Source organism: Paenibacillus protaetiae (genome assembly GCF_004135365.1).
GTDB lineage: Bacteria > Bacillota > Bacilli > Paenibacillales > Paenibacillaceae > Paenibacillus_AP > Paenibacillus_AP protaetiae.
In genome coordinates this window covers 475,812-491,652 of the sequence record NZ_CP035492.1, presented here as the reverse complement: position 1 = coordinate 491,652, position 15,841 = coordinate 475,812, and the positions used below count along the sequence as shown (strand labels likewise).

The 15,841-nt window shown below is 47.9% G+C and carries 10 protein-coding genes, 1 pseudogene and 2 CRISPR repeat arrays (1 of these 13 running past the window's edge); of the genes and pseudogenes, 2 read left to right on the top strand and 9 right to left on the bottom strand.

Annotated features, from left to right (window positions below; all coding sequences use genetic code 11):
• Positions 1 to 1,574: direct repeats of the CRISPR family, unit length 32 nt; unit sequence ATTTCAATCCACGCACCTCAGCGAGGTGCGAC; it reaches 147 nt to the left of the window's first position.
• A 210-nt stretch (positions 1,575 to 1,784) separates the two neighbouring features.
• From cas2 to cas3, 7 genes and pseudogenes are all read right to left on the bottom strand, one after another.
• Positions 1,785 to 2,075, bottom strand: coding sequence for a CRISPR-associated endonuclease Cas2 (cas2, locus tag ET464_RS02065; RefSeq protein WP_129437817.1), 291 nt, complete (start codon positions 2,073 to 2,075; stop codon positions 1,785 to 1,787).
• Between the two features lie 13 nt (positions 2,076 to 2,088).
• Entirely contained in the window at positions 2,089 to 3,120 is a 1,032-nt protein-coding gene (gene cas1c, locus ET464_RS02060) for a type I-C CRISPR-associated endonuclease Cas1c (RefSeq protein ID WP_129437815.1), read from the bottom strand.
• Positions 3,117 to 3,773: a CRISPR-associated protein Cas4 gene (gene cas4, locus ET464_RS02055; RefSeq protein WP_129443992.1), complete on the bottom strand. Its 657-nt coding sequence runs from the start codon at positions 3,771 to 3,773 to the stop codon at positions 3,117 to 3,119. The genes cas1c and cas4 overlap by 4 nt, the downstream gene beginning before the upstream one ends.
• Positions 3,763 to 4,625, bottom strand: a pseudogene (gene cas7c, locus ET464_RS02050) (type I-C CRISPR-associated protein Cas7/Csd2). The gene cas4 and the pseudogene cas7c overlap by 11 nt, the downstream one beginning before the upstream one ends.
• Positions 4,626 to 4,676: 51 nt before the next feature.
• On the bottom strand, positions 4,677 to 6,605 hold the full coding sequence (gene cas8c, locus ET464_RS02045) for a type I-C CRISPR-associated protein Cas8c/Csd1 (protein ID WP_129437813.1): 1,929 nt from the start codon (positions 6,603 to 6,605) through the stop codon (positions 4,677 to 4,679).
• The gene (gene cas5c / locus ET464_RS02040) at positions 6,602 to 7,321 is read right to left on the bottom strand and encodes a type I-C CRISPR-associated protein Cas5c (RefSeq protein WP_129437811.1); all 720 of its coding nucleotides are present in this window, start codon (positions 7,319 to 7,321) and stop codon (positions 6,602 to 6,604) included. The genes cas8c and cas5c overlap by 4 nt, the downstream gene beginning before the upstream one ends.
• A gap of 225 nt (positions 7,322 to 7,546) precedes the next feature.
• Positions 7,547 to 9,988: a CRISPR-associated helicase Cas3' gene (gene cas3, locus ET464_RS02035; RefSeq protein WP_129437809.1), complete on the bottom strand. Its 2,442-nt coding sequence runs from the start codon at positions 9,986 to 9,988 to the stop codon at positions 7,547 to 7,549.
• A gap of 126 nt (positions 9,989 to 10,114) precedes the next feature.
• Positions 10,115 to 10,551: direct repeats of the CRISPR family, unit length 32 nt; unit sequence ATTTCAATCCACGCACCTCAGCGAGGTGCGAC.
• 797 nt (positions 10,552 to 11,348) lie between these two features.
• Here cas3 and ET464_RS02030 point away from each other — a divergent pair.
• Positions 11,349 to 12,050: a YjjG family noncanonical pyrimidine nucleotidase gene (locus ET464_RS02030; RefSeq protein WP_129437807.1), complete on the top strand. Its 702-nt coding sequence runs from the start codon at positions 11,349 to 11,351 to the stop codon at positions 12,048 to 12,050.
• Positions 12,051 to 12,098: 48 nt separating this feature from the next.
• The gene (locus ET464_RS02025; protein ID WP_129443990.1) at positions 12,099 to 12,257 is read left to right on the top strand and encodes a DUF4269 domain-containing protein; all 159 of its coding nucleotides are present in this window, start codon (positions 12,099 to 12,101) and stop codon (positions 12,255 to 12,257) included.
• A 30-nt stretch (positions 12,258 to 12,287) separates the two neighbouring features.
• Here the strand turns inward: ET464_RS02025 and ET464_RS19685 are convergent, their stop codons facing one another.
• Positions 12,288 to 12,461, bottom strand: coding sequence for a hypothetical protein (locus ET464_RS19685; RefSeq protein ID WP_165279869.1), 174 nt, complete (start codon positions 12,459 to 12,461; stop codon positions 12,288 to 12,290).
• Positions 12,462 to 12,827: 366 nt separating this feature from the next.
• Complete coding sequence (locus ET464_RS02020; RefSeq protein WP_129437805.1) at positions 12,828 to 15,617, bottom strand: adenosylcobalamin-dependent ribonucleoside-diphosphate reductase; 2,790 nt, start codon at positions 15,615 to 15,617, stop codon at positions 12,828 to 12,830.
• Between the last annotated feature and the right edge of the window lie 224 nt (positions 15,618 to 15,841).

The window sequence follows — 15,841 nt, the reverse complement described above, 5'->3', positions numbered from 1 at the left end:
ACGCACCTCAGCGAGGTGCGACGGCATATGCCTGTTTCTCCGCGCGTCCGGTAAGAAGGATTTCAATCCACGCACCTCAGCGAGGTGCGACGGTTCAGTTGGATTGGAGATGCATTTTTCCCACAAATTTCAATCCACGCACCTCAGCGAGGTGCGACTCTGATATCACGGTAACAAATCCAGAAGACTGAATGACGAATTTCAATCCACGCACCTCAGCGAGGTGCGACGATATTAATCCCCTCGCCGCCATCTTGTGGCGGCTTCTGATTTCAATCCACGCACCTCAGCGAGGTGCGACGGAATACATGGAAAACGTGGCGCAGGCCGTATCAGAAATTTCAATCCACGCACCTCAGCGAGGTGCGACTCTGTACCGATCTATGCCCGTATCACGGTACAAGATTTCAATCCACGCACCTCAGCGAGGTGCGACAATCGACCTTGAAACGTACAGCAGCATTGACTTATTTCAATCCACGCACCTCAGCGAGGTGCGACATTTTTCTTTCGTTCACTCTTTCATCCAAGATGCTATTTCAATCCACGCACCTCAGCGAGGTGCGACCTCTTTCGTCAGCAATTTGTTCCAATTCACTCATAAAATTTCAATCCACGCACCTCAGCGAGGTGCGACAGCGTGGCGTTTTTTTGAAGCGGTATTCGATTAATTTCAATCCACGCACCTCAGCGAGGTGCGACTCAGATTTGAGGGAGCATACAGTTCTTTTTGCAATTTCAATCCACGCACCTCAGCGAGGTGCGACCCTAAAGGCTTGGCCAACAAATTCAAGCCAGTAAATTTCAATCCACGCACCTCAGCGAGGTGCGACGCCAAATCGTCCGTTTCGTCTGGATCGTCCAGGTTATTTCAATCCACGCACCTCAGCGAGGTGCGACCATACGGCTTTCGGGATCCGGCGCTTATGGACATAATTTCAATCCACGCACCTCAGCGAGGTGCGACTCACTGGCCAAGTAGCCGGCATCAGAGAAGAGGGAAGAATTTCAATCCACGCACCTCAGCGAGGTGCGACTCATGGTTAATGTTGAGTTCAGGCACTTCGATATATTTCAATCCACGCACCTCAGCGAGGTGCGACGTTGTCGCCGGGATCGGTGGCGCGGTGGATTTGAATATTTCAATCCACGCACCTCAGCGAGGTGCGACTGGTATAAAATTTTATAATGTAGATGATGTACCCGGATTTCAATCCACGCACCTCAGCGAGGTGCGACTGAAAGAAATTGTCGATCAGCTTAACGACAAAATAATTTCAATCCACGCACCTCAGCGAGGTGCGACTTAAACAAACCGCCGAACAGATTGGAAATAAAGGTATTTCAATCCACGCACCTCAGCGAGGTGCGACGTTTATGCCGGCGCTATTGGATGCTGCTCCGGACATTTCAATCCACGCACCTCAGCGAGGTGCGACGGGTTTCGGTATCATACATGGTATCAAAACCAGAAATTTCAATCCACGCACCTCAGCGAGGTGCGACCGTCCTCGTCGATCACGACAAGGCGGTCACGATCCGATTTCAATCCACGCACCTCAGCGAGGTGCGACTGCGATTTTACGCAAAAAGAGAATAAATATATTTTTTAAAGTCAAAATTATGAAATAAATTTTCAAATAATGATATTAACGATCATTCTATCACATTGTAGAAGCTTGATAGGAGGATTCTCAAAAAAAATGTGGTGCGAATCCCCTAGGAAAACGATGTTCGCTTCTCATTCGCACCACTAATTCGCACCCCCAACGACTCGCTTTCCATCACATAATTAGCGGCCCTTCCAAGTCTAATGATGGCTTTACACCAATATGTTCAACCTTGTTCTTGTAATGGTTGCCAAGCTGATAGATACGTAAACTGTCTTCGTCCGGGTTAATAATTTCACCTAGCTTAATTTTTAATAAAGTAAGCTGGGCTGCATCCACTACGCATTCGAATACAGAGTTCTGAACACGTTGACCGTAACTTTGGCACAGTTTCGATGCCAGTCTTAGTCTGCGTTGACCTGCGCTGCTTAGTGTACTTACATCATAGGTGACTAACACCAGCATCCATGTCACTCTCCTATTTCCACAGGAATGGCGGATACTCATCCATATCACTTCGCAGAAATCGTGCAAGGAGCAGCGCCTGCGCGTGCGGAACAAGTCCCCAAGGTATCTTCTCATTAAGAAAAGGATGCGTGATGATCTCCTGCTCTTTGCTTTGCCACGCTGACAAAAAAGTTCGCCTCGCATCTTCTGTCAACAAAATAGCCCCGTTTTCTTTCCTGACAAAATCGTTTTTACTTACAACCTTCTTGTTGATAAGAGAAAGGACGAATTTGTCCGCGTAGACGCCGCGTAACTCCTCCATGACATCTAACGCCAATGATACCCGTCCCGGCCGATCACGGTGCAAGAACCCGACATAAGCATCAAGTCCAACACCTTCTAAGGCAGCTGCCATATCATTCGCAAGCAAGGAATAGGCAAACGATAACATAGCATTCACGTTGTCGAGCGGAGGCCTTCGGGAACGCGAATGAAAATAGAAATCCTCACGTTGCTGCAAAATCATTGCGTCAAACAGCTTGTTATAACTGTAGGCTGCCTGACCTTCGAGTCCCCGCAAACGCGCCAAATTATTACATGCTCTAATCTCCAGAAGCAGCTCCGACAGATGTTGCGAGACTTCTTTGAATTGCGCGACATTAATCCTCATCGGATGATCCCGTGTCATACGTTCAAGAATCCATTTATGATTATACAGCTTGCCAATAATAAAATTTCGAGCGATCCCGACAGACCGATGTTCATCCTCAGATATCGCATATTGCTTCTTCCTTAGAAGTACATTCCCGTTGCTTTCCCCGATCACTTTTGCCAGAAAACGGCCGCTTGCCGTATAGAAAAGAAGTGCAATATGGCGTTCCGCGCAGTAGCCCATTAAAGCAGGGCTTGCGCCATGATAGCCAAAGGAAACGATAGACTCGAGATTATGCAGCGGAACTCTACCGATTCGTTCCTGTTCCTTCAGTACGACGATATTGTCTCCGTCCAATGATAAATAAGCATCCGGCTGGGTGATATACAGTGTATTCAGCAGCTTCTTCATTCCTTCAACTTCCCTTCAATATAGCTGCGAACCGAACGCTTGCTCATCAGTTCAGGCAAGCATATGGACTGAAGAGAACAGCTCTTGCAGAAAGCTCCTGTCTTTACCTTTGGCGTATGCTGACGTTTGTACAAGTCCTGCATCTCGGCAACGATTGCCCTCACCTTCCGCTTGATTTCTTCGGTGAGCGGCACTTCAACACGATGTTTGATTTCGTTGTAATACAGATAACCGGTGTCCACTTCGCACACTAACATCTCTTCCAAACAGATGGCTTGAGCAGCTAATTGCAGAATATCCTCGTTTCCCCGCTTCGGCTTCCCGCGCTTATACTCTACCGGATAAACAGCGTATTTTTCTTCTCCGCCGCTAATATTCACGCCTCGCTCGTCCCGAATAAACTCGACAACATCACATACGCCAGAAATTCGAAGGCTCACAGACTTCACCGGCATCGCTCTCACGATCAGTTTATCCCCGCGTTTCTCACGTGTAAAAGGCTGGTCGGCTTTCCGATGCAAGTGAGAACCTTCGATCGTCTTTACATTTTCAACCCATTGCTGTTCCAGATGTATAAATGCCCATTGGCGCTTGCAAAATTGAAAGTGCTGTATACCAGACAGCATTAAATATTCATCTTCGTTATCTTCCATCAAGTTCTTGAACCTGTAAGCCTTCCAACGGCTGTACTTCACATTCGTAGTCCTCGAAACTACGTGGCTCCTCTACAAGCTTACGGATCTTTAACGAACGATGTACCTTCGCTGATGAATATTGACCTAGTTTGGAGGAATGCTCCCACCAGTAAACCTTATGAACCTCCATGCTGCCTTCCGGTCTGGCGGAGGAAACATCGTTTTCAAACAACGACACCAGCGCTTCTTTGAATTTTGCAGCATCTTCATAGGTAAATCCGGTTTTTTCTGCCAGTTGCGTGTTTATGCTGCCATAGAACACATAGACACCAGAATCAACACGATGCTTGAGTCCCATCGTATCCGATCCCCGGCTTGCTCCAGGTTCTGAATTGACGCTTTTGGTAATTTGCATGCTGGTAATATCAATCGGCTCCAGGCTCGTTGCCGTGTGAATCGACACAGGCCCCGAACGCCTACGGATACGCCTGATCCGGCCTTATCGGATTTGAAGGCAAATACTTGTCCAAAGCTTCTGACATCGATCCACTCCCGACAAGCAACGGCCGCAAATTCATCGCTTGAACCGTTTTTCGCCTTAAAGATTCGCTCGAGCTCGGCATTCGCCTCCGCACGCTCGCGCAAGCTGCCATAATCATCTGTCTTACGATCATTGGATTGCACAAAGATTGCTTCTCCCATATCTTGCAGGCGATTGCGGATTTTACGTTTGAGAGCCACATCCGAAATTTCACCGTGTCCGTCAAAATTTTGCCGAGGACGATTACCGTTCAACGGATCACCATTCGGGTTCGCCTTCGTTACTGACAACACAACTGCGAAATCAATCTTATTTCCTAATACAGCCATAAATCTCTCCTCCTTAATTTGCTTTGTTAGATTCGTTCTGCAGCTAGCTTTTTATTGAATAGGCGATTCTTCAGAGTCATCCTCGACATTTTTCTTCTTATAAAGCTCGTTCCGCTGACTATAAAAACCAAGCAAATATACACCGGAGAGAGGCTTGTCGTTGAAGTCATTCACTAGAATTTTATCGCCAATTTCATCAATGACCCGTGACAAATACGAAGCCTTTGCTCCCATTTTTTCCTGATAAGGCTGTAATCTGGACTGTATGGTTGCCCACGTTCTCGCCGGGTGACTGGCGAATGCGTTCATATAACGAATTGCATTTGTAGCTCGATTCTCCTCTGGACCTAGCGCACGCCGCTCCAGCACATCTGCTACTGCTAACAATCGCCCAAATAAATAATCCCGATGTTCGTTTGTTTGATCAAGCGCCACGTCGTACTCCTCCTTCAGGTTTTTCTTAATTAGAGCGCAAGCAATGCTAAGCGTCTTCTCCCATTCCCACTTGTCCATGCTAACTGGATTGGAAGCACGACGAAATACACTGTTTGTAATATCTGAAGGAATAGGACGCTCGTCCACAATGCAAGGCAGCATCCGTTCCATCAATCCTTTAACAACCTTATCGCTCGCCCGGGGACCGTATGCAGCAAACGCGATGTCTTTAGTAGCCGGAGCTCCGTAGAAGGCTATGAACTCTCCATCGCTGCTCTTGCGGTATCGGTGTTCCCAGACGCAGGTAGTATGCCAGTTCTTCAGTCTATCCAAATAAAATTCCTTATTCAAATTGCGATAATATAACACAGCCATCCGACCCGTTGTCGCCGAATCCAGAATCATAATATTGACTTTCGCCTCGTTATAACTGGCAAGCCGGTTGCGATAACCGTCAATTGCTTTAATCACTTCGCGGGCAAATTCTTTGTTTGTAAACGATACTTGAGACGGCATCTCTTCGCTTGCGGATGGAGAAAGCACAAGTGTGAAGCTGTCTTCTTCAATACCAGGAAGGTTCAGATCGTCATTACCCCAGATAAGAAATACCCGGTCATCAATGATCTTCCCCTGCCGGATAATAAGCCATTTCAGTGCATTATGTGCCTTCTGGGATACTTCGTAGCTGATGCTTGCTGCTTCCTGACTGGCATTAAATCTCCCCCGGAAAGTAAATCCGCTTGTGTCGTTTGCCGAAATTAATTTTGCCTTATCTGCTGCGTTACGAATTTTATTTGCATGCTTCTCCGTCTGAGGCAGATTTTGTCCGGTCACATAACATAAATCTTCTTTACCCAGCTGACCGCTGTAGAACTGGATAAATGATTGATACATCTCCGGATCTCTCCATACTTTTACCGGCGGCTTGTCCGGTGAGTACACATCAAAACGGATAAAGGCAGCCGCAATATCGCCCGGGAGCAAAGAATAAATCGCCGGCTTCTCGCCGTAGAGTGCTTTGGCCGCGTCGTCCCACCGGTCAATCAGCTTGTTGGACGAATCCACAAACAGCACTCGCTCACTGATCAAATCCTGTATAAGCGTTTGTTTGCTAAGATACCGATGGATGCTTTTCACCTTTGCAACCGCATGCGGTGATTCAGCCCATTCGCCAAGCTGCTTGATGTATGCCGCATAAGGATCTTCTTTCTTGATTTCACCGCCATAAGCGGTAAAATCCCCGGCAACATAGCTGAGCTTATCATGCAGCGGGTATGGAGCGACCTTGGAGCCAGCCCGGTTGGCCGAGTCCTCGGTACAAGGAATCAGCGTACTCACATCGCTTTTATCAATGACGGATGCGGTTAGAAATTCTCCATCTTCCGTTACAATCACTTCGATATGGGCATTTTGAGTCGTATGCGATACAGGCAGCAGCGTATATTCCTGTTCCGTTTGATTTTTCTTGTTAATCTTCTTTTCCATTTTCCCAGCCTGCTCGATATTGGCTTCGTAGGTCTCGTATAAACTCAATAGCCAGCTCATAGATTCACCTCTCTATCCAACTGTGCGTCCAGCTCGATTGCCGACTCTACATTCGTTTCGTCGAAACGCTTCGGAAGCATCTCGGAAATAACCCTCACTTGAGTGCACTCCTCCGGCCGAATAAAACATATGACGCCGTCCTTCATAACCGGCTGCCATAGGCGAACCTCCAGCTGATTTCGTCCCGTCTCATCCGGGTAATTCAAGCCATGAACCATCGTACCGAAATGAATATCGCCGTAATGGTCATAGAATCCCTTGCCAGCCTCGAATTCACATGGCTCGACATAAGCCTGGCATTCACGCGTTCCAAGAAAAATATCTCTGCGACCGCCTGCTTTCAAGGAGCGCTTAAGGATGTTATGATGTTTATTTTCATTACGATCAAATGCCATATCCGGGCGGTTAAGATTAAACTCAAAATGAGCCTTAACCCGGTAGCACACGTCACGCAAGTATGTATAATTCGCTAAAGTGTTGCCGCCACTATAATCTAAAGGACGAACCCCCTTGGATTCCATGCGAATCGGATTCATAATCCGAACTTCATCAATGTAATACAGAAGTGTCGGCTTCCAATATATGGATTCAATAATCCCCTTCAACGCCTGATAGGTTGGAATAGGGTAGGACAACTTTTCCCCGCCGAGTTTAGTCAGAGGATCAGTAAATAGAGCATAAGGTCCCGATACCTCAAATTCGATCGAATTTCGCATCGCATCACCTCCTTTCATTTCACTCAACACTCTACTTCCATTTTATTGTATTAAATTCCATTTGTAAATATCTCTTGAAACAATATATGAAATATTTATTTTCCTCAGCAGCATATGTTAGAATAGGACGTCGCTGCAAAGCGCGGATTGAAAAATATATTGTTTGAAGAGAGAAACCTATCTGGTCTAATATAGATAGGTTTCATTCCATTTCTTGAAGTCAGTTCAAATAAAACCCAGCTCAAACTCGCTGTCATTGTCTAAATTTAAACCAAATTCATCACTATAAGCGCTCTCTCGCAGGGCAAATACTTTTCCATCGAGCAGCGGGACAAGGCCGCCATTTCGGGATAAAATATCCCGTTCATAAGGAAGCAACCCAATGGAATAGTGCTGTGCCCGTTTTAACTCCCGGGACAACTCAGCTATTGTTTCTCCTCCGTTCAGCGTTGCAATCAACTCCTTACCGTAACCGTATGGCACAATAACAGACACAGCATTATCCTCAATGACGTTAAAATGTTCAGCGGCCGTCCTATAGCTTTGCGCAATAAAAAGCGGCAGTTTGGCTTGCTTATTTGCGGTATAGGATCTTACTAATTCGCTGTTCTGCTTCTCAACAGTTAGAAGTTCCGTCATGCTTATGTCTAACCCCGAAACTGCATAATTCAAGCTCGTCTCAAAGTCAGCATAAAAGGCTTGAAAATATCGTTTAATTGCTGAAGCCGACAACAAATTACCGCCAAACGATTCCGGATCGCGCTTCATATAGCTTAATATATTCCGAGACTCCGCTTTCCCCACTTCAATCTCTTTAAGTTTGTCCAGCTTCTCTTCAATATGATCAATAACAAACACCTGTTGAACCCCATTCTTGCCATGACGATTGCAGCGTCCGGCAGCTTGTGCAATAGAATCCAAGCCAGCCAATGAACGTATGACACCATCAAAGCTGATATCTACACCTGCTTCAATTAATTGTGTGCTAATACAGAGCACCGGCTCCTCCTTATCCAGATGCCCTCGAACAGCATCAAGAATAGAGGTGCGATGGGCAGCACACATGGATGTACTTAGATGATAAATCGGAATACTGCCGCCTTTGCCCTTCAGATATCGATACAACCGTTTAACAACCGATCTGGTATTTAAAATAACTAGCAAACTCCGAACATCATGTATTTTCTCTTCAACAAAATCTGCCAGCATCGCCGTGTCCCACTTCTCGTCCGTGGCTCGGTCTACGATCTCTACACGCTTGAATGCTCTAGCAACCTCGTCCAAGTCAGATACCATTTCCATATCCGGCTCCACATGCAGGTTGTGTTCAACAATACCCAGCTCCGGCTGCGTTGCCGTGCACAATACGATACTTGACTGACCGTGCGTCTTTAGAAAGTTAAGCGCATGGTTAAAAAGCGATACACAAGAGACCGGTACTTTTTGCACTTCATCAAATATGATGACAGATTCACACAGATTATGTAGTTTACGAATATTACGGCTCCCTTTGGCATAAAACACGTTCAAGAATTGCACGAGCGTTGTGAAAATAATTGGTGAGTCCCAATTGTCCTTAGCGAGCTTCAGCTTTTGACGAGTGTTGATGATGCCATCCTCAAGCTCATCATCATCATGGTCATCGTCAATTACATTCGAATGATGTTCAAGAATATGAACATCGTCCTGCAGGATTTGGCGAATCTCTTCCGCATTTTGCTCAATAATAGTCGTAAAAGGGACCACATAGATGATTCGTTTCTTCGGGTGTGATGGAGAAAGCGCATGTTTTAGCGCGTATCTCAAACTAGCCAGCGTCTTTCCGCCTCCCGTTGGAATCGACAAGGAATAAATGCCGGATGGCCGTTCGGCGAATTTGTCACATTGTTCTGACATTTCTCTCCGCAGTAGGTTTATAGGTGAAATTGCATCAGCCCGCTCCGAATAGCTCTCAATCCTTCTCATTAGCCGATCGTAATATACGGTGAACAGGCGAGCACTGTCCAGTTCCGGCTCGGCAGCCGCTTTTTCCTCGAAGATCCTGGTGTTCGTCCGGTCAGCATCAATTAATGTGCTGAAAATATATTTACTTAGAAACATTAATCTCGTACCAGTGCTTTCCTTTGAAGGTTTTCTCAAGTAAGCTTCCAGCTCGTTAGCAGCTGCACCCGCATAGGACAAAAATTCTGATTCCGGCATAACATGTTCGAAAAACAATTGTTTCGACATCTCATATTGCGGCAGCTCCGGTTCCGTTTTACGCATACGGTTCAAATAGGGGGTTTCCAGATCAGTACTGAGGAAATCATGCAAATAAGAGTGATGGGATATGATGGCATTGCCTACGATCTCGGCAAGAACCCCATGGAACTGCGTAAACTTCCCCTGATGAAACTTCTCATAGAGTAATTTTCCGCCGGCAGTCGAATGATCAACACTCCCCCGTTTGGGAGGATTATTCGGATTCTTCACCGCTTCCAGAATATATGTCCTGAAAGTATTCGTATATTTCCCCATGTCGTGCAACATACCAGCCAGTCCGGCTATATGCTTAACACCCAGCTTCTCCCCATACGATTCGGCTAATTGTTTCACTCCCAGTAGATGCTCTTCAACTGTTTGAATCTCGCCGTCACTTGAACGAATATGCGCAATATAGTCCTTCATCCTCACCTGTCTCCTTTGATATAGGAAGTCTATTAGAATTACACTATATTTTTTGGCAGATTTCAATTCACGCACCTCATGAGGTGAGACTGCCCTGCCATTCGTTTATGCGCCTACGACAGTCGCATTTCAATCCACGCACCTCAGCGAGGTGCGACTCCACAACGAGCGCGCTGCCCGGGAGCAGCTGGAGATTTCAATCCACGCACCTCAGCGAGGTGCGACGCCGCCATATTCGCGCAGGGGTATAATGCTCCTGCAATTTCAATCCACGCACCTCAGCGAGGTGCGACGATATATAGGCGCTATATGCTTGTAAAATAAAAACCGGATTTCAATCCACGCACCTCAGCGAGGTGCGACGTTAAGACGTCGGAGAGCTGGGGCGTTTTAAAGGATTTCAATCCACGCACCTCAGCGAGGTGCGACTGAACTACGTGGGCACGCCTCGCGTTCAAGCCTTATTTCAATCCACGCACCTCAGCGAGGTGCGACTCAAGCGTTGTATGCGTAGATGAGCGCCCCTACGAAATTTCAATCCACGCACCTCAGCGAGGTGCGACACCGATTTCATGCTAAAAACCGTTCGAAATTGATAAAAAAGATCAGAACTTTGACAGAAATTTTCACAAAACGAAAAATAGTGTATTTCCGCGATTCGTTTCAAGGAAAATCATACCACAAAAATGGTGCGAATGTCCCAAGAAAAACATGTGCACTTCTTACTCGCACCCCGACTCGCACTTTGCTCAAGTTCACCAAGGTTTATCCAAAAATAAAAACTGCGAGTTTTGCTGTATCATGAAAATGCCGTCAAATTAGTAAGGTTAAATCTCTTTTGTGCAGCAACTGATTTCAAGAAGAGAAAAAGCCGGATGCACAGAGAACACGCTAGCATAACATCAATCGGCAGTCGCTGCATGCAGCCTCAAATATTATAGCTTTAACTGATATAAATTATGGAAGGATTTTACTGTGAAAGCGCCGAATACTACAAATATTTGGTAAATGAATCTTTTTGAGGAGAGAGAACAGTTGTCCACCAGTACGTCTCGCATATTTATTCAAGCGCCTGCAGAACGAGTGTGGGATACGGTGTTAGAGTTTTCACCCTGTTGGTCTCTCAGTTGCTCTCTCTTCGCCCCGCGTCCCGGCATAAAGAACAAGCCCGAGAATGACTTCAAGATGAGTTATATCTTAAGCAAAAAAAGAAGGTACCTTGCTTACGATTAAACAGCACGACAATCGGCCGGGCTCTGACATTAGCAGTCATGATAACCCGGAAGACGAGGGCGACAGCCAATCTGTGCTTTCAATGCTTAAGCAATTAGCAGAATCTACGACTTAATGGAGGTAATCTGTGAACTATAAAGCTATTCTCTTTGATTTAGACAATACTCTGTTGAACTACTCTGTAAGTGAAATAAAATCAATGCAAAAAACCGTGGAAAAGCATGGACTAATTCATAAAGAGACTTTCTCTTGGAATATGTTTTGGAACCTTTTCAGCAGAGTAAACCTCCATTATTGGAGCAACCGCCAGACATCCGGCTACAATATTTATCAAATTTTAGAGCACTCCTTTCAAGACACGCTCAAAGATCTTGGATTAGATCCTTCCGAATCAGGCATACTTGCCAAATTATACTGGAATACTTTTTGTCGCGCTTGTGATTTTGAAGACTATGCAAAGGAAGTTTTATTCCATTTACATGGCAAGTATAAGTTGGCAATTATTTCTAATGGAATTGGTGAAGCTCAACGAAATAGACTTGCGGCGGGAGGCATTAATCATTTTTTTGATGCATTGATTATTTCTGATGAGGTAGGTTACTGGAAGCCTGATAAGAAGATATTTGATGAGACGCTTACGCGGCTAGACATAAAACGTACAGAGGCATTGTTTATAGGCGATTCCTTGCACGATGATTACAACGGAGCAATAAATGCCGGGATAGATTTTTGTTATTACAATCGAAACGGCAGCCCTGTTGATAATAATGTTCGCCCAAAGTATGTTATTGACAGTTTGAGAACTATCACCGCCTTTTTAGGAGATTAGGCAATTATGGGGAGCTCTATTTAGTGAATATCAATTGGATTGGCAGGGATGGACGCACGGGATAGCATCCGTCAATTAAAAAGGCTCGGTTTAAAAACCGAGCCTGCCTTCGGTAAACACTTTCATATTGATGGGAATCCTTATACTGAACTACTGGTTGTTGGAGAACTTTGTAATGCTGAGCTCAAGAAGAAATTTAATTTATAAAGAATACACTCCTTCATCCTCACCACAACCTCAAGTCTCCGCTACACGCCAGCGCATTAACTTCATTACATTCAAGCCAAGCTCCGAAGCCTCTGCTCCTCCGACGCCTTGGCTCGTTTCAGTAAGCGAATAGCCGTCGCTGCAGCCCCAAACTCTTGTGCTGTTTCCAAGCGGATCAGCCGACCGTGTTTCAAAAGCCCGCACCCAAGCATCCTAACCAGCAAGCCCGGGCTTGAAATCGGTTAACCCATTCTCTGAATGTCGCCCATGGGCCAAAGCCATCGAGAGCGCTCGGTTTCAAGAGTCCACATAGTCGAAATCCTTCTCCTTGACAATTGTAAGTGTCATAACATGCCCGCGAGAGAGCCTCTCGTAATGAACTGTTCCTTCGTGGCTGGTGGGTGCATCAGTACACTTGATCAGTTTAATACGTTAAAATTGCTGAGCTATCGGAGATGATAGTGCCAATTAACTGGCCGTTTTTCACAAAGTCGGTATTCTTTTGGACAAAATTCTCAACTTTAGCATTTATAACATAGCCTAAAATAAAAAGGAGCGCTCGCGCGCTCCTTAACTGCACTTGCTGTAACCGCAATTGCTGCATTGCTTGCAGCCTTCCGTATTGATCAGCGCCGCAGCGCCGCAGGAAGGGCACAGATCCAGCGATGTTAAGCTCCCGCTGCCGTGATGATGCTGATAACTTAGCTCATCGCCTTCCTTCAAATGCACGGCAGCTGCCGCTTCGGCGGTAGCCGCTACAACTTTTGCCGCGGATGCGTCGAAGGCGGCTGCTTCCGGAGAAGGCCCGGCTTCCATATGCATCTCCAGTGCTTTGGCTACTGCATCGGCAATCGATTCGACGCGATTTGCACCGAAACCAATTGCGCCGGTTCCGCCTATGCCCTTCAAATGTTTCACCAGCAGCTTAACTTTGCTGCCGTGATTGCCGTATCGCAGAAACAGCGAGCATACCCGGCCCAGTGCTTCCGCCATAGCGAATACGTCCGATCCGGCTTTGCCTACGTTAAGGAATATTTCTCCCGGCGTCCCGTCAATATCGTTGATCGTAATGTATGCCATTCCGAACGGGGTGTTCAGCTTATAGGTCGCTCCCCGCAGCACCTGCGGCCGGCGTCTATATTCCTTGTCCAGCACCTGGCCGCTAGCGCCAATGCCCGCATAAGCCAAGGCTGCACCGCTGCCCGCTCCTGCTGCAGTATTTGCAGCTGCGGTTTCGATGACCGCGCTAGCTCCCGTTCCGCCGCTTCCCGGTACTGTGCCATCTACGCCCGCGCCCGCGCTGCGCGCCCCTGCAGCCCCAGCTTCGTCACGCCTGCTGCTCGCACCGGCTCTGGATATCGCAACCGCAGCTCCGGCTTCGCCGCCTCCGCTCGTGACGGCATCGGCCGATTGCGCTTCCTCCTTCGCGGTCGAAAGCACCTGCACATCCCGGCTGCCGTCGCGGTAGATCGTGACGCCTTTGCAGCCCAGATCAAAAGCAAGCTCATACAGCTCCTTCGTTTCCTCTACAGTGAAATCATGCGGCGCGTTAGCCGTCTTCGAGATCGAACTGTCCACCCAGCGCTGGATTGCCGCCTGCACGCGGATATGGTCCTTCGCCGACAGCTCCATTGCCGACACAAAATAATCCGGCAGCTCTTCGCCAGGATGGGCATCCTGCCATTGCTGCGCAATCGGCACCAGCTGCTTGTCGAAGCCAAGCCGGCTCTGGCGGTAATATTCAAACGCAAAATACGGCTCGATGCCTGTCGATGTGCCGACCATCGTACCCGTGCTTCCGGTCGGCGCTTGTGTCAGCACCGTCACGTTCCGCATACCGCTGCGGCCGATCGCTTCCCCTACTTCCGGGAACTGTCCGATCATCTGCTTCATAAAGCCGCTTTGCACAAACTTTGCTTCGTCGAACGCGAGAAAAGAACCTTTCTCCGCCGCAATATCCGCCGAAGCCAGATAGGCCTCACGCGCAATAAAGCGGTACAGCCGGTCCAGAAAATCAAGCGATTCCGGGCTGCCGTACCGGATGCCCAGCTTGATCATCAGCTCCGCAAGGCCCATCGAACCAAGCCCGATCCGCCGCTCGCGCTTCTGGTTTTGTTCATTTTGCTCAAAATGGTACGGCGTCGCGTCAATCACATTGTCGAGGAAACGCACGGCATAACGCGTAATCGTCGCCAGCTCGCTCCAGTCCACATCATGTGCAGCCTCATCGTAAAACCGCGATAAATTGATTGCGGACAAATTGCACACCCCCCACGCCGGCAGTCCTTGCTCGCCGCACGGGTTCGTGCTGATAATCGGGTTAAAATACCAGCTGTTCGACAGCTCATTGTAGCGCTCCATAAATACGACGCCCGGCTCGGCCGATTTCCATGCCGATTCGATAATCTGATGCCAAATGTCTCGTGCCTTCAGCTTTTTGTACGGGATAACCGGCTTCCCTCTGCTCCGCCAGTCTTGCAAATCGCCTCGCCACAGCTCGTCATACTCCGGATCGGTTGTATCCGGGAACACCAGCTCCCAATCCAGATCACCCTTCACCGCTTGCATAAAACCGTTGCTGACACAAATCGACAGATTCGCATTGGTCACCTGACCCATCGTTTGCTTCACTGTAATAAACTCCAGCACATCCGGATGCCAATCGTTCAGCATAAGCATTAAAGCGCCGCGGCGGCTGCCCCCCTGCTCGATCAGACCGGTCGCATAACTGAACAAGCCGCCCCATGACACCGCTCCGCTGGATTTGCCGTTGACGCCTACGACGTTCGCCCGGCGCGGGCGCAAGCTGGACAAGTTAATGCCCACGCCGCCGCCGCGCGACATAATTTCCGTCATTTCGCTTAACGTCTGCATAATGCCGCCGCGGCTGTCTAGCGGCGAAGGAATAACGTAACAGTTGAACAGTGTCAGTTCCTCGCCAGCGCCTGCACCTGCTGCAATACGTCCGCCTGGTACCAGCTTCCAGTCTTCCAGCGCATAACGGAACTTCTCCCGCCATAGCGCCTTCTTCTCCGCGTCCGGCTCCACTTCCGCCATCGTCGCCGCCAGCCGGTCCCACATCTGCTCGGGCGACTGCTCGGCCGTTACGCTAAGCCGCTCCACTTCCGCCTGGACCGTTTCGCCGCTTCGCAGCCGCACCTCTGCCGTCCGCCCGTTTATTGCCGCAATTTCGCCAACCTCTTTGGCCGGGAATTTCGAATCCTCTTTGGTCGTTACAAGCACGACGTCGCCCGGAGCCACCTGTTTCGCACCTTGCTGCTTTAAGGCATACCGGTCCAAAAATATTTTTTCACTTAAACCTGCCAGTTTCGTTCTGCCTGCACTCGTCCGTTTCTCCATCCCATGCTACCTCCCGAACTTCGACTTGGCCATCCATTTTAATCAATATATTGTGTCTTCATCTTATTATATTATACTGCATATTGATTTTCATCCTTCTTTTTCCGCTTTTATCCATTTAAATCTGCGCCAGGCGGAACGAGCTGTTCGGGTTCGCGGACAGCCGGGATGCCACAGCAGGTTTATTTCATCTCTTTCTTAGTAAAACTGGGAAAAGACGCACA

Bases quoted from the DNA above. Each gene is read 5' to 3' on its own strand.
- cas8c (WP_129437813.1), bottom strand. From the start codon at position 6,605: ATGAGCTGGCTATTGAGTTTATACGAGACCTACGAAGCCAATATCGAG.
- cas1c (WP_129437815.1), bottom strand. From the start codon at position 3,120: ATGAAGAAGCTGCTGAATACACTGTATATCACCCAGCCGGATGCTTAT.
- ET464_RS02025 (WP_129443990.1), top strand. From the start codon at position 12,099: ATGGACGCACGGGATAGCATCCGTCAATTAAAAAGGCTCGGTTTAAAA.
- cas4 (WP_129443992.1), bottom strand. From the start codon at position 3,773: ATGGAAGATAACGAAGATGAATATTTAATGCTGTCTGGTATACAGCAC.
- cas3 (WP_129437809.1), bottom strand. From the start codon at position 9,988: ATGAAGGACTATATTGCGCATATTCGTTCAAGTGACGGCGAGATTCAA.
- cas5c (WP_129437811.1), bottom strand. From the start codon at position 7,321: ATGCGAAATTCGATCGAATTTGAGGTATCGGGACCTTATGCTCTATTT.
- cas2 (WP_129437817.1), bottom strand. From the start codon at position 2,075: ATGCTGGTGTTAGTCACCTATGATGTAAGTACACTAAGCAGCGCAGGT.
- ET464_RS02020 (WP_129437805.1), bottom strand. From the start codon at position 15,617: ATGGAGAAACGGACGAGTGCAGGCAGAACGAAACTGGCAGGTTTAAGT.